The sequence below is a fragment of the Paracoccus sp. J39 genome (assembly GCF_000518925.1).
Lineage (GTDB): Bacteria > Pseudomonadota > Alphaproteobacteria > Rhodobacterales > Rhodobacteraceae > Paracoccus.
The window spans coordinates 131,098-142,941 of sequence record NZ_JAEN01000003.1; the positions used below are offsets into that span (position 1 = coordinate 131,098).

Here is an 11,844-nt window from a genome sequence, read left to right on the forward strand (position 1 = left end):
CGCATCATGCAGCATGAAATGATGCGCCATCCGAACCCGCCCCCCGGGTCGGACAATGTCGGCGACGTGCTGGCCTCGATCCGCCGGCTCATCGCGCAGGATGAGGTGGGCTGCCGCATCCCGAATCAGACGCTGAACACGCCGCCGCCCGCGGATGGCCCGCCGGAGGCGCGGATCGCGCCGGTCCTGGCCGGGCAGTCCGCATCCCCGGCGCGAATCACCCCCCTGGTGCTGGACAGCAGCACGCTGGTCGCGCGCGCCCCGGTGCAATCGGCCGAGGCTGGGCAGCCCCGGGTCGATGCAGACCGGTCCGATCCGGAACCGCAGGCGGCCGACGAGGAATCGCTGCCGTTCGGCGACTGGCTGCGCGAGCCGCCGCAAGAGGCGGCAGGCGAACCGCATCCCAAACAGCCCGAGGCCCGCCCCGAAAAGGGCGCCGACGCAGAGCCGGCCCCGCCCGAGGCGGCGGAGGCTGAAGCGGCTGAGCCCGAAGCCCCCTTGCTGATGAGCTGGCCGGAGCCGGCGCAGATCCAACCCTTTGGCCCTTCGCTGGAAGAGCCTTCCCTTCCCACCGTGCAAATGGAGGAAACCATGCTGCATGCAAATGCTTCCGTGACCCCGATCAACCCCGCTGCCGAGGCGCAGGCCGCCGAGGCCATCGTCCGCGACTCGGGCGAGCCGCATCTCTTCGCGCCGCAGGAAAAGGACGCGCAAAAGGGCACGCATCTGCGCGGCATGATCCGCGAGGCGATCCGGCAGGAACTGCAGGGCGAGATCGGCAACCGCCTCAGCCGCAACCTGCAGCAGATGATCCGCCACGAGATCGAGCTGGCCCTGCGCCAGATGTGCGAACAGGACTGATCCGCGCGCCCGCGACCGGCCGGCGCCATGCCCCGGCATCGCAGCCGGCGGATTCCGCGGCGGAAGCCCGGCTCGTCCTAGTTCAGGTATCTCTCGGGATCGACGCTGTCGAAACCGTTGCGGACCTCGAAATGGACGACGCCCTGGCTGCGGGTCTTGCCCAGGGGGGTGCCGGCGCTGACCGCCTGGCCCTTGCTGACGGCCACATCGTCCAGCCCGGCATAGACGGTCATCAGATTGCCGTCGTGCCGCACCACGATGATCGGCACCTGGTCGGTGTCGCGGGTGATCGCGGCAACCGTCCCGCTGCCGGCGGCCGAAACCGTGCTGCCCGGCGCCGCCGAGATGTCGATGCCGTCGTTCTTGCCCTTCTGATAGGGGCGGATGATGGCACCGTCGGCGGGCATGCGGAACCTGCCGCTGCCCGAGGCAGCGGTGCGGGTCTTGCCCAGATCGGGGCTGGCCGGCTTGTCCACCGGGCTGGCGACGGGTTTCGTCTGCTCGTTCGGCAGCGGCTGGGCCGAAGAGGGCGGGCGCGGCGTCGGGCTGCCGCTGCCCGGCGCGGTGACGACCGCCGTGGCCGACGGGGCCTGTCCGGCGACCGGGATCAGCAGGCGCTGGCCGATGCGCAGGGCCATGTTCTGCGACAGACCGTTCCACTGCGCCAGATCGTTGGCCGAGACGTTGTATTTGCGGGCGATGGACCAGGCCGTCTCTCCGGCCGCGACGACATGCTGCCTGGGCTGGCTCGACGCCGGCAGCGTGGTGCTGGTCACCGCCCCCGCCCCGGCCGGGGGCACGTCCGGCTGCCTGATGCCCTGGCCGGCAAAGGGATCGCTGACCTGCCCGGTAGAGGAGGCGACCGCCGCCGGGGCGCCGCCCGCGACCCGGCGCGGCAGCGCGACCACCGCGCCCGGGTTCAGCACGGTATTGGCGCCGATGGCGTTGTGGCTGGCCAGTTCGGCCGCATTCAGGCCCAGCCGGGCGGCGATGGTGGCCACGGTGTCGCCCTGCCGCGCAATGGCGACCTGATAGCCGGGATAGGAGATCACCCCGCGCTGGTCCGGGGCCGGGCGGGGCTGGGCGCGTGCCGCCGCCCCGGCGGTGTCCAGCCCGCCGCCGCCCCAGCCGCGCAGGTCGGGGTCGAAATTGCTGAAATCCAGGCCGCCCTGCGGCCCGCAGGACGCCAGAATCGCCGCGGCGCCGGCGGCCATGGCCAACTGCCTGATCTTGATCATCTGCCCGTTCCTCACTCTGGACGGCCGGGGGTCATGTCTGTCCCAACCCCTCGACCAGCGGCACGAAGCGCACCTGCCGCAATTCGTCATAGTCAAAGCCGTTTTCGCCGCGGCGCACGCGGATCAGCGTCTGCACCGCATCCGACTGCCCGACCGGCACCACCATGATACCGCCGATCTTCAACTGCGCCAAGAGCGGGCCCGGAGGATCCTCGGCCGCCGCCGTCACCATGATGCGATCGAAGGGCGCCTGCTCGGGCAGCCCGCGCGAGCCGTCCGCGACCAGCGCGGTGATGTTGGTCAGGCCCAGGTCGCGAAACAGCGCCTCGGCCTCGGCCACCAGCCGGCGGTGGCGGTCGATGGTATAGACCCGCCGGCAGAGCAGCGACAGGACCGCCGCCTGGTAGCCCGAGCCGGTGCCGATCTCCAGCACCTTGTCGCGCGGCCCGACCTCCAGCGCCTGGGTCATCAGCCCCACGACCGAGGGCTGGCTGATGGTCTGGCCGCAGGGGATGGGCAGCGGCGTGTCGTCATAGGCGCGATCCTCGAAGTGGCCGCGGACGAATTCGCCGCGGTCGATGCGCTCCATCGCCTCGAGCACGCGCGGATCGGTGACCCCGCGCTGCCGCAGCGCGAACAGGAAGCGCATCTTGCGTTCGGCCGTCTCGGGATCGTCGCTCATGCCCAGGTTCAGCCCTCCTCCAGCACGCCGCGCAGCTCGGCCAGGGTCTTGTGGCAGGTCAGGTCCGGCCGCATCGGCGTCAGCGAGATATAGTCGCGCATATTCGCGTCCACGTCACTCTCCGGCGTGGCCTGCGCCGTCTGCGAGCCGCCCAGCACCCACAGGAACCGCCGGCCGTTCGGCGCGTGATAGGGCTCGACCTCGAAGCGCACGCCCTGACGGCGGCCCTGGGGCGCGACGCGCGTGCCCTTGACCGAAGCCGCGTCGCAGGGCGGGAAGTTGATATTGTAGAACAGCCGGAAATCCTCGTCCGAGGTCCAGTCGCCGTAATCCAGCAATTGCCGGATCAGCCGCGGCCCGTGCGCGCGCGCCGCCTGGAACGGATCGTCCAGCACGGCGGTGCGTTGGCCCATGTATTGCGACAGGGCGATGGCGGGCAGGCCCTGCAGCGCCGCCTCCATGGCGCCGCCGACCGTGCCGGAATACATCACGTTCTCGCCCGAATTGTTGCCGCGGTTCACGCCCGACAGCACCAGGTCCGGCGGGCTCTCGCGCATCACGTCGGCGATGGCGGCCAGGACGCAATCGGCCGGCGTGCCCTCGGCGGCGAAGCGGCGCGGCCCCAGCTCGGCGATCAGCGTCGGATGGACATAGCTGATGCAATGCGCGACGCCCGACTGCTCGAAGGCGGGGGCGACGGTCCAGACCTCGCCCCCCGGGCCCGCGACCTCGGCCGCGATGGCCTCCAGCGCCTCGAGTCCCGGCGCGTTGATGCCGTCGTCATTGGTGATCAGAATGCGCATATCCGTCCCTGTCCGGCCGCCGCGCGGGGCCACGTCTCGCGCCGCCCGCGCCCTTGCCGTTATCTGCCCGTCCCCTCATGCTTTATCCGCGCCACAGCCTTGCGACAACCCGCTCGAAGGGCCACGGAAGCGTTTGACGCCGGGCTGTTGCCGGGGCAGCATCGAGACAAGGCAATAAGCCGGGCAGGACATGCAGATCTATCTTCCCATTGCCGAGGTGGTGGTCAACGCGCTGGTGCTGATCGGACTCGGCGGCATTGTCGGGCTGATGTCCGGCCTGTTCGGCGTGGGCGGAGGTTTCCTGATCACGCCGCTGCTGTTCTTCATCGGCATTCCGCCGGCCATCGCGGTGGCGACCGGCGCCAACCAGGTCGTGGCCTCGTCCTTTTCCGGCGTGCTGGCGCATGTCAAGCGCAAGACCGTCGACTTCCGCATGGGCTGGGTGCTGCTGGCGGGCGGGCTGGTCGGCTCGTCCGCGGGGGTGCTGCTGTTCAACATGCTGTCGCGGCTGGGCCAGGTCGATCTGGTGGTGCAGCTCTGCTACGTGATCTTCCTGGGCCTGATCGGCGCGATGATGCTGCAGGAAAGCCTGCGGGCGCTGCACCGCGCGCGCCGCAGCGGGCCGATCAAGCCGATGCGCCGCCACCAGCACGGCTGGGTGCACAAATGGCCGCTGAAGATGAAGTTCCGCGCCTCGGGCCTGTATATCAGCGCCATTCCGGTGCTGCTGGTCGGGGCGGCCGTCGGCGTGCTGGGCGCGCTGATGGGCGTGGGCGGCGGCTTCATCATGGTGCCGGCGATGATCTATCTGCTGGGCATGCCGACCAAGGTGGTCATCGGCACCTCGCTGTTCCAGATCACCTTCCTGTCGGCCTATACCACGCTGATGCATGCCGTCTCGTCGAACACGGTGGATGTGATGCTGGCGGTGCTGCTGATCGTCGGCGGGGTCACCGGGGCGCAGATCGGCACGCATCTGGGCGCGCGGCTGCGGGCCGAGCAGCTGCGCATCCTGCTGGCGCTTCTGGTGCTGGCGGTCTGCGGCAAGCTGGCGCTGGACCTGTTCCTGCGCCCGGACGAGCTGTACTCGATCACGCCGGGGATCCTGCGATGAGACGCGCGCTTGCCCCGCTGCTGGCCCTGATGCTGCTGGCCCTGCCGCTGGCCGCGCAGCAGCCGCCCCCTGCCCTGCCCTCCCCTGCTCTGCCGTCCGAGCAGATCGTCGCCGGCCTGTCGCGCGACGACGTGGACATCACCACCAGCTTCGACGGCTCCGAGATCATCATCTACGGCGCCATCAAGCGCGAATCCCGCATTCCGCAGGGCGAGCCGCTGGACGTGATCGTCGTGGTCGAGGGGCCGTCCCAGGCCCTGACCGTGCGGCACAAGGAGCGCCGGCTGGGGATCTGGATCAACACCGGCCGGGTCAGCATCGGCTCGGCGCCCAGCTTCTATGTCGTGGCCTCGACCCGCCCGCTGCACCTGATCCTGACCCCCGAGGAGGACCAGCGCTACCGCGTCTCGATCCCGCTGGCGATGCGGGCCTTTGCCGGGCCGATGGAGGTCGAGGACGCCGTGCCCTATACCGAGGCGCTGATCCGCCTGCGCCGCGCCGCCGACCTGTATCGCCAGGACGACGGCGCCGTGCGGCTGGCCGAGCAGACGCTGTTCCGCGCCGATGTCCGCCTGCCCGCCAATCTGATCGAGGGCTATTACAGCACCCGCATCTTCCTGCTGCGCGACGGCAAGGTCATCGACACCTTCCGCGCCCCGATCGAGGTGCGCAAGGTCGGGCTGGAACGCTGGCTCTATCGCCTGGCGCTGGGACAGCCCTTCATCTACGGCATCATGTCGCTGGCCATCGCGGTGGCGGCGGGCTGGGGCGCCTCGGCCGCGTTCCGGCTGGTCAAGCGGTCCTAGCCGCGCCGGAACGGGCCCATCTCGGCCATGAAGGCCATCTCCTGGCCAACCGCCTGACGCTCGCGCCGCAGGTAGTCGGCGATGGCCTTCCTGAAGCCCGGGTCCGCCACCCAATGCAGCGAATGGGTCTGGCTGGGCATGTAGCCGCGCGCCAGCTTGTGCTCGCCCTGCGCCCCGGCCTCGACGCGGGACAGGCCATGGGCGATGGCCCAGTCGATGGCCTGGTGATAGCACAGTTCGAAATGCAGGAAGGGGTGGTCCTCGACGCAGCCCCAATAGCGGCCGTAAAGCGCATCCCGCCCGATCAGGTTCAGCGCCCCGGCGATGGGCCGGCCCTCGCGCTCGGCCAGGACCAGCAGGCAATCGTCGCGCATGGTGTGGTGCAGGATGTCGAAGAAGGCGCGGGTCAGGTAGGGCCGGCCCCATTTGCGCCCGCCGGTATCCTGATAGAAGCGCCAGAAGGCGTCCCAATGCCCGGGCCGGATCTGGTCCCCGGTCAGGCTGCGGATGCTGCCGCCGAAAGCCTGCGCCCGCTCGCGTTCCTTGCGGAGGGCCTTGCGCTTGCGCGAGGACAGCTGCGCCAGGAAGTCGTCATAGGTCGCATAGCCCTGGTTCAGCCAGTGGAACTGCTCGCTGGCGCGGGGCAGGAAGCCGGCCGCCTCGCCCAGCTCGGCCTCGGCCTCGCTGCAGAAGGTCACATGCGCGCCCGACAGGCCCGATTGCTGCGCGAATTGCGCCATGGCCGCCAGCAGCCCGCGCTGCACCGCCGGGCTGGGCGCGATCAGCCGCGGCCCGGTGACCGGGGTGAAGGGCACGGCGCATTGCAGCTTGGGGTAATAGCGCCCGCCCGCCCGCTCATAGGCCTGCGCCCAGCCGTGGTCGAAGATATATTCGCCCTGGCTGTGGGTCTTGACATAGCAAGGCGCGACGCCCGCCACCGCGCCGTCCAGCCGGGCGACCAGATGGCTCGGGTGCCAGCCGGCCTCTTCGCCGACCGAGCCGGATTCCTCCAGCGCCGACAGGAAGCGATGCGTGGTGAAGGGGTTGGCGTCGGCCCCGCAGCCGTCCCATTCGGCGGCGTCGATCCCGGAAATCGCAGGCAGGACGGAAACGGCAAGCTCGCTCATGGCGGGAAACATAGGCGCGGGCGCGGCGATTGTCAGGGCTTGGCGGGCAGGTAATGCTCGAATGTGATATTGTCGGCGACGCGGCGCGCCTCGGCCTCGGCGGCGGTCGAGCGCACGGTCCAGCACAGCACCGGCACGCCGCGCGCCTTCAGCGCCGCCACCGCCGGATTGCCCAGATCCCTGCGGTCATGCGAGATGAAGCTGGCCCCCACCCGGTCGAAATCGCCGATGGCCGCCAGATGCGCGCGCGTGGCGTCGTCCAGCATCGGCCAGTCCCCGGCCTCGTAGCCGCAAGTGGTCAGCCCCACCGTCACCCCGGGCGCCGCGGCATGGAAGGCCGCCACCGCATGCGGGTTGAAGGACATGACCGCGACCGGCCCGTCATAGCCGGAAAGCAGCCGCGCCACCTCGGCCTGCAGATCGCCCACCTCGGCCGAGGAACGCATGCTCTGGTCCTTGATCTCGATCAGCAGCGGCACCCGGCCCGCGACCTCGTCCAGCAGTTCGGCCAGCGTCGGGATATGCTCCTCGGTGCCCATGATGCGCAGCATGGACAGCGCGTCGATGCCCAGGGCGCTGACCAGCCCCTCGGCCCCGGTCAGGCGCGGCAGGTCGTCGTCGTGAAACACCAGCGCGGTGCCGTCCGACGCGCGCTGGATGTCGCATTCGATGCCGTAGCCGGCGGCGATGGCGGCGCGGAACGCCGCCATGCTGTTTTCCGGCACGCCCGGCCCGTGCAGCCCGCGATGGGCGACGGGCAGGCGCAGGAAATCCGGGTGAAGGCCCATCAGGCGAACTCGAAGATCGCCTCGACCTCGACCGCGACGCCGCGCGGCAGGGCCGGGGCCGAGACGGCGGCGCGGGCATGGCGGCCCTTGTCGCCGAAGACCTCGACCATCAGGTTCGAGCAGCCGTTGATCACCTCGGGCTGGTCGGTGAATTCGGCCGTCGAGTTGACGAAGCCGGTCAGCTTGACCACCCGCACCACCCGGTCCAGCGACCCCAGCGCCGCCCGCGCCTGCGCCAAGAGCGCCAGGCCGCAGCCGCGCGCCGCCTCGGCCCCCTCCTCGACCGCCAGGTCGGCGCCCAGGCGGCCCTTGGCCGGGCTGATCTGGCCCGAAACGAACAGCAGGTTGCCCGTGATCACATAGGGCACGTAATTCGCCGCCGGGGCCGGCGCGTCGGGCAGCGTGATCCCCAGCTCTGCCAGTTTCGTCTCGATGGACATGCTATCCTCCTACCAGTCGATGAAATCGCGGAAATCGCTCAGCACGATGCGCCAGGTGTCCAGCGCATCGTCGAAATTCTTGCGTCCGATGCCGTCCTCCGCAACCCCGATATCCATTTCCACGAAAGGGTCGCCGGTCTCGTCCAGATAGACCTTGCCGAAACGCTTTTCTCGGTTCCAGCGATTGGCCATCGTCTCGGACATCGGCTCGTCCAGGTCGAAGCCGGCCGAGAACTGGATCGCGGCGCAGAGCTTTTCGCAATGGTAGAAATAGACCGAGAACCTGGTGCCGTCGATGCGGCTTTCGATCAGCGGGTCGCCCACCGCATCGGTCGAAAGCGTCGCAGGCAGGCCGAAATCCTGCATCATCAGCAGGATCGCCTCGGGGTCGCCCACGACCTGCGCTTGCGCGGCGGGCGCCTGCATCAGCGCCGCCAGCACAAGGGGAACCAGGGTTCGCATCATCTTCTCCGTCACGGAATTGCGCGCTGATTACCGCGTCGCGCGTCAGGCCACCAGAGCTTCCGCGCGCTTCAGGTCGACGCTGACCAGCTGGCTGACCCCCTGCTCGACCATGGTCACGCCGAACAGCCGGTCCATGCGCGACATGGTGACGGCGTGGTGGGTGATCACAAGGAAGCGGGTGTCGGTGCGCCGCGTCATCTCGTCCATCAGGTCGCAGAATCGGGTGACGTTGGCGTCGTCCAGGGGCGCGTCCACCTCGTCCAGCACGCAGATCGGCGCGGGGTTCGCGAGAAAGACCGCGAAGATCAGCGCCAGCGCCGTCAGCGTCTGCTCTCCGCCCGAGAGCAGGCTGAGGGTGCTGAGCTTTTTCCCCGGCGGCTGGCACATGATCTCCAGCCCCGCCTCCAGCGGGTCGTCGGATTCGACCAGCACCAGCCGCGCCTCGCCGCCGCCGAACAGATGCGTGAACAGCGTGGTGAAATTGGCGTTCACCGTGTCGAAGGCCGAAAGCAGCCGCTCGCGCCCCTCGCGGTTCAGGCTGCCGATGCCCTGGCGCAGCTTGCGGATCGCCTCGGTCAAGTCCTCTTTCTCGGCGCCCAGCCGGTCGCGCTCGGTCTCCAGCTCGCGCTTGTCCTCCTCGGCGCGCAGGTTCACGGCCCCCAGCGCGTCGCGGCTCTGGCGCAGCCGGGCGATCTGCTCCTCCAGCGCCTCGGCGGCGATCTCCTCGACCTCGCCCAGGAATTCCAGCAGCGCCTCGGGCGTGGCCTCAAGCTCCTCATGGATGCGCAGGCGGGCGGCGGCTTCGGCCTCGATGGCGGCCTCGGCGCGGGCCTCGCGGGCGGCGCGGCTCTCGCGCGCATCGGATGCGGCGCGCTCGGCCTCGCGCTCGGCCTCGGCGGCAAGGCGCAGCGCCTGATCGGCGGCGGACAGCGCATCGCGGGCGCGGGCCAGCCGGTCGGCGGCCTGCGCCTCGGCCTCGGTCAGCACCTCGCGGCGCTCGGCGAGGATCTCGGGCTGGGCCTCGGCCTCCTCCAGATCGGCCGCGGCCTGGTCGCGACGGGCGGCGAGTTCGGCGGCACGGGTGCCGGCCTGATCCAGCCGCAGGCGCCAGCCGGATTCCTCCTTGGCGATCTCTTGCAGGCGCTTGGTGCGGGCATTCGCCTCGCGCCGCAGCTCGTCCAGCGCGCCGCGCCGGGTCAGGGTGGCGATGCGCGCCGCCTCGACGCCCATGCGGGCATGGTCCAGCGCCGAGGCCGCGGCGCCGCGATCGGGCAGTTCGGCCAGCGCCCGCTCGGCCTCGGCCAGCCGGGCGCGGGCGTCCAGCGCATCCTCGCGATGCCGGGCCAGTTCGGCGCGGGCCGATTCGGCGCGGCTTTGCGCCATCGACAGCTCGGATTCGGCGCGGGTCACGGCGCGCACGGCATCCGACAGCCCACGCTCGGCCTCGCGCCGGGCATCGCGGGCGCGCTTCTCGGCCTCGGTCGCGGCCAGGTGGCGGTCGCGCAGCGCCTGATGCGCGGCCTGCGCATCCTCGGCGCGGGCCTGCGCGGTCTCGACATGTTCGGTCAGCTCGACCAGCTGGTTGACCTTTTGCAGATGCAGCGCGGCCGAGGAGGCCGCCTCGCCCGCCATCACCCGCATGCCGTCCCAGCGGAACAGGTCTCCGTCCCGCGTCACCAGCCGCTGGCCGGGGGCGAGCTGCGCCTGCATCGCCGCGCCCATTTCCGCATCCGCGACCAGCCCGACCTGCGACAGCCGCCGCGCCAGCGCCTCGGGGCCGTCCACATGCGGCGCCAGCGGCTCGGCGCCCGCCGGCAGCGGCTGCGGCGCGTCATAGCCCGGCAGCCGGTGCCAGCCCGAGCCGTCCTCGGCCAGCCCCACGCCCAGGTCGTCGCCCAGCGCCGCGCCGAAGGCGGTCTCGTAGCCGCGCGCCACGCGCACCAGATCCAGGATCGAGCCGCCGCTATTGCCGCGTTCCACCAGACGCTTCAGCGCCGCCATCTCGGCATTCAGCGCCGAAACCTCGCCCTCGGCCTCGGCGCGGGCCGAGCGGGCAGCGGATTCCTCGGCCTCCAGCGCGGCGCGGGCCTCCTCGGCCGCGGCCAGCGCCTCCTCGGTCTGCTCGACGCGGTCGCGGGCTTCCTCCTGCGCCGCCTCGGCGGCTTCGCGGGCGCTCGCGGCCTCAGTGCCGGCCTCGGCGGCGCGAGCGGCGGCCGCCTCGGCCTCGGCGGCGGCGCGGGTGGCGCGGTCCTGCATCTGCCGCAGGTCGTGGACCAGCCGCTCGGCGGATTGGTGACGGGCGGCGAGGCGGGCGGATTCGTCGGTCAGCTCGGCCAGCTTGGCCTCGACCTCGCGCAACGCCTCGGCGGCTTCCTCGGCGGCGGTGCCGGCGGCCTCCAGCCGTTCGTCATGGCCCTGCCCGGCCTTTTCCAGCTCACGCCTTTCCCATTCCAGCCGCGCGATCACCTCGCCGGCGTCGCGGTTCAGCGCCGATTCCCGCTCGATGTCGCGGTCGAGCTGGGCGATGCGCGCCAGAAGCGTCTGGATCGCCTGGGCGGCGCGGGCCTCGGCCTCGTCCAGCGCCTCGCGCTCGACGGTGGCGCGGGACAGGATGGCGCTCGCGACCTGTTCTTCCTCGCGCAGCGGCGGCAGCTTCGTCTCGGCCGCCTCGCGGGCGGCGATGGCGTGGCGGGCCTGGGCCTCGGCCTCGGTGGCGGCGCGGATCGCGGCCCGCAGCGCCTCGGCCGTCCCTGCCTTGGCCTGGTCGGCCTCGGCCCAGCGGCGATAAAGCAGCACGCCCTCGGCCCGGCGCAGGGCGGCGCCGATCTCGCGATAGCGCGCGGCGGCGCGGGCCTGCCGGGCCAGGCTGGCGGCCTGGGTGGACAGCTGGTCCAGCGTGTCGTCGACGCGGGTCAGGTTCGCCTCGGCCGCGTTCAGCTTCAGCTCGGCCTCGTGCCGGCGCTGGTAGAGGCCGGAAATCCCCGCCGCCTCCTCCAGCACCCGGCGGCGCGCCTTGGGCTTGGCGTTGATCAGCTCGGAAATCTGTCCCTGCCGCACCAGCGCCGGCGAATGCGCCCCGGTCGAGGCATCCGCGAACAGCATCTGCACGTCGCGCGCCCGCACCTCTTTCCCGTTGATGCGATAGGCCGAACCGGCGTCGCGGGTGATGCGGCGGGAGATGTCCAGCGTGTCGGCGTCGTTCAGCCCGGCGGGGGCAAGGCGCTGCTTGTTGTCGATGGTCAGCGTGACCTCGGCATGGGCGCGGGCGGAGCGCCGGGCGGTGCCGGCAAAGATCACGTCCTCCATCCCCTCGCCGCGCATGGCGGTGGGCCGGTTTTCGCCCATGACCCAGCGCAGCGCCTCCAGCAGGTTCGACTTGCCGCAGCCGTTCGGGCCGACCACGCCGGTCAGGCCCTCGTGGATGACCAGGTCGGTCGGGTCCACGAAGCTCTTGAAACCATTGAGGCGCAGGCGGTCGAAACGCAATGCGAGGGGTCCACGAAGAAGGTCCAGATGCCGG

Annotated in this window: 11 protein-coding genes; 3 read left to right on the top strand and 8 right to left on the bottom strand. The window is 71.0% G+C overall.

Features of this window, described 5'->3' with window-relative positions:
- Positions 1-6 precede the first annotated feature (6 nt).
- Positions 7-861 (top strand): hypothetical protein, encoded by an 855-nt coding sequence (locus tag L632_RS0104045; protein ID WP_028716396.1) that lies wholly within the window; start codon positions 7-9, stop codon positions 859-861.
- Between the two features lie 77 nt (positions 862-938).
- Here the strand turns inward: L632_RS0104045 and L632_RS0104050 are convergent, their stop codons facing one another.
- From L632_RS0104050 to surE, 3 genes are read right to left on the bottom strand one after another with little or no spacing between them, the layout of a single operon-like run.
- Positions 939-2,099: a LysM peptidoglycan-binding domain-containing protein gene (locus L632_RS0104050; RefSeq protein WP_028716397.1), complete on the bottom strand. Its 1,161-nt coding sequence runs from the start codon at positions 2,097-2,099 to the stop codon at positions 939-941.
- Between the two features lie 31 nt (positions 2,100-2,130).
- Positions 2,131-2,781, bottom strand: a complete 651-nt coding sequence (locus L632_RS0104055; protein ID WP_028711656.1) for a protein-L-isoaspartate(D-aspartate) O-methyltransferase — start codon at positions 2,779-2,781, stop codon at positions 2,131-2,133.
- Positions 2,782-2,789: 8 nt separating this feature from the next.
- Positions 2,790-3,584, bottom strand: a complete 795-nt coding sequence (surE, locus tag L632_RS0104060) for a 5'/3'-nucleotidase SurE (protein ID WP_028711657.1) — start codon at positions 3,582-3,584, stop codon at positions 2,790-2,792.
- A 190-nt stretch (positions 3,585-3,774) separates the two neighbouring features.
- Here surE and L632_RS0104065 point away from each other — a divergent pair, with 190 nt between their 5' ends.
- Together L632_RS0104065 and L632_RS0104070 are read left to right on the top strand one after the other, a co-directional pair.
- Positions 3,775-4,698: a sulfite exporter TauE/SafE family protein gene (locus L632_RS0104065; protein WP_028711658.1), complete on the top strand. Its 924-nt coding sequence runs from the start codon at positions 3,775-3,777 to the stop codon at positions 4,696-4,698.
- Complete coding sequence (locus L632_RS0104070; protein WP_028711659.1) at positions 4,695-5,504, top strand: TIGR02186 family protein; 810 nt, start codon at positions 4,695-4,697, stop codon at positions 5,502-5,504. Before L632_RS0104065 ends, L632_RS0104070 begins: the two co-directional genes overlap by 4 nt.
- Here L632_RS0104070 and L632_RS0104075 read toward each other — a convergent pair.
- From L632_RS0104075 to L632_RS0104095, 5 genes are read right to left on the bottom strand one after another with little or no spacing between them, the layout of a single operon-like run.
- Complete coding sequence (locus L632_RS0104075) at positions 5,501-6,631, bottom strand: GNAT family N-acetyltransferase (RefSeq protein ID WP_028711660.1); 1,131 nt, start codon at positions 6,629-6,631, stop codon at positions 5,501-5,503. The two genes, L632_RS0104070 and L632_RS0104075, sit on opposite strands and share 4 nt — an antisense overlap.
- Before the next feature lie 32 nt (positions 6,632-6,663).
- On the bottom strand, positions 6,664-7,419 hold the full coding sequence (locus L632_RS0104080) for a glycerophosphodiester phosphodiesterase family protein (protein WP_028711661.1): 756 nt from the start codon (positions 7,417-7,419) through the stop codon (positions 6,664-6,666).
- Complete coding sequence (locus L632_RS0104085; RefSeq protein ID WP_028711662.1) at positions 7,419-7,859, bottom strand: RidA family protein; 441 nt, start codon at positions 7,857-7,859, stop codon at positions 7,419-7,421. Before L632_RS0104085 ends, L632_RS0104080 begins: the two co-directional genes overlap by 1 nt.
- Before the next feature lie 9 nt (positions 7,860-7,868).
- The gene (locus L632_RS0104090; RefSeq protein ID WP_028711663.1) at positions 7,869-8,321 is read right to left on the bottom strand and encodes a YbjN domain-containing protein; all 453 of its coding nucleotides are present in this window, start codon (positions 8,319-8,321) and stop codon (positions 7,869-7,871) included.
- Between the two features lie 45 nt (positions 8,322-8,366).
- Positions 8,367-11,810 (bottom strand): chromosome segregation SMC family protein, encoded by a 3,444-nt coding sequence (locus L632_RS0104095; protein WP_028711664.1) that lies wholly within the window; start codon positions 11,808-11,810, stop codon positions 8,367-8,369.
- Positions 11,811-11,844: the final 34 nt, after the last annotated feature.

What these genes read in the sequence shown, in the direction of transcription:
- L632_RS0104085 (WP_028711662.1), bottom strand. Translation starts at nt 7,859, where the DNA reads ATGTCCATCGAGACGAAACTGGCAGAGCTGGGGATCACGCTGCCCGAC.
- surE (WP_028711657.1), bottom strand. Translation starts at nt 3,584, where the DNA reads ATGCGCATTCTGATCACCAATGACGACGGCATCAACGCGCCGGGACTC.
- L632_RS0104045 (WP_028716396.1), top strand. Translation starts at nt 7, where the DNA reads ATGCAGCATGAAATGATGCGCCATCCGAACCCGCCCCCCGGGTCGGAC.
- L632_RS0104070 (WP_028711659.1), top strand. Translation starts at nt 4,695, where the DNA reads ATGAGACGCGCGCTTGCCCCGCTGCTGGCCCTGATGCTGCTGGCCCTG.
- L632_RS0104080 (WP_028711661.1), bottom strand. Translation starts at nt 7,419, where the DNA reads ATGGGCCTTCACCCGGATTTCCTGCGCCTGCCCGTCGCCCATCGCGGG.
- L632_RS0104075 (WP_028711660.1), bottom strand. Translation starts at nt 6,631, where the DNA reads ATGAGCGAGCTTGCCGTTTCCGTCCTGCCTGCGATTTCCGGGATCGAC.
- L632_RS0104065 (WP_028711658.1), top strand. Translation starts at nt 3,775, where the DNA reads ATGCAGATCTATCTTCCCATTGCCGAGGTGGTGGTCAACGCGCTGGTG.
- L632_RS0104090 (WP_028711663.1), bottom strand. Translation starts at nt 8,321, where the DNA reads ATGCGAACCCTGGTTCCCCTTGTGCTGGCGGCGCTGATGCAGGCGCCC.
- L632_RS0104055 (WP_028711656.1), bottom strand. Translation starts at nt 2,781, where the DNA reads ATGAGCGACGATCCCGAGACGGCCGAACGCAAGATGCGCTTCCTGTTC.
- L632_RS0104050 (WP_028716397.1), bottom strand. Translation starts at nt 2,099, where the DNA reads ATGATCAAGATCAGGCAGTTGGCCATGGCCGCCGGCGCCGCGGCGATT.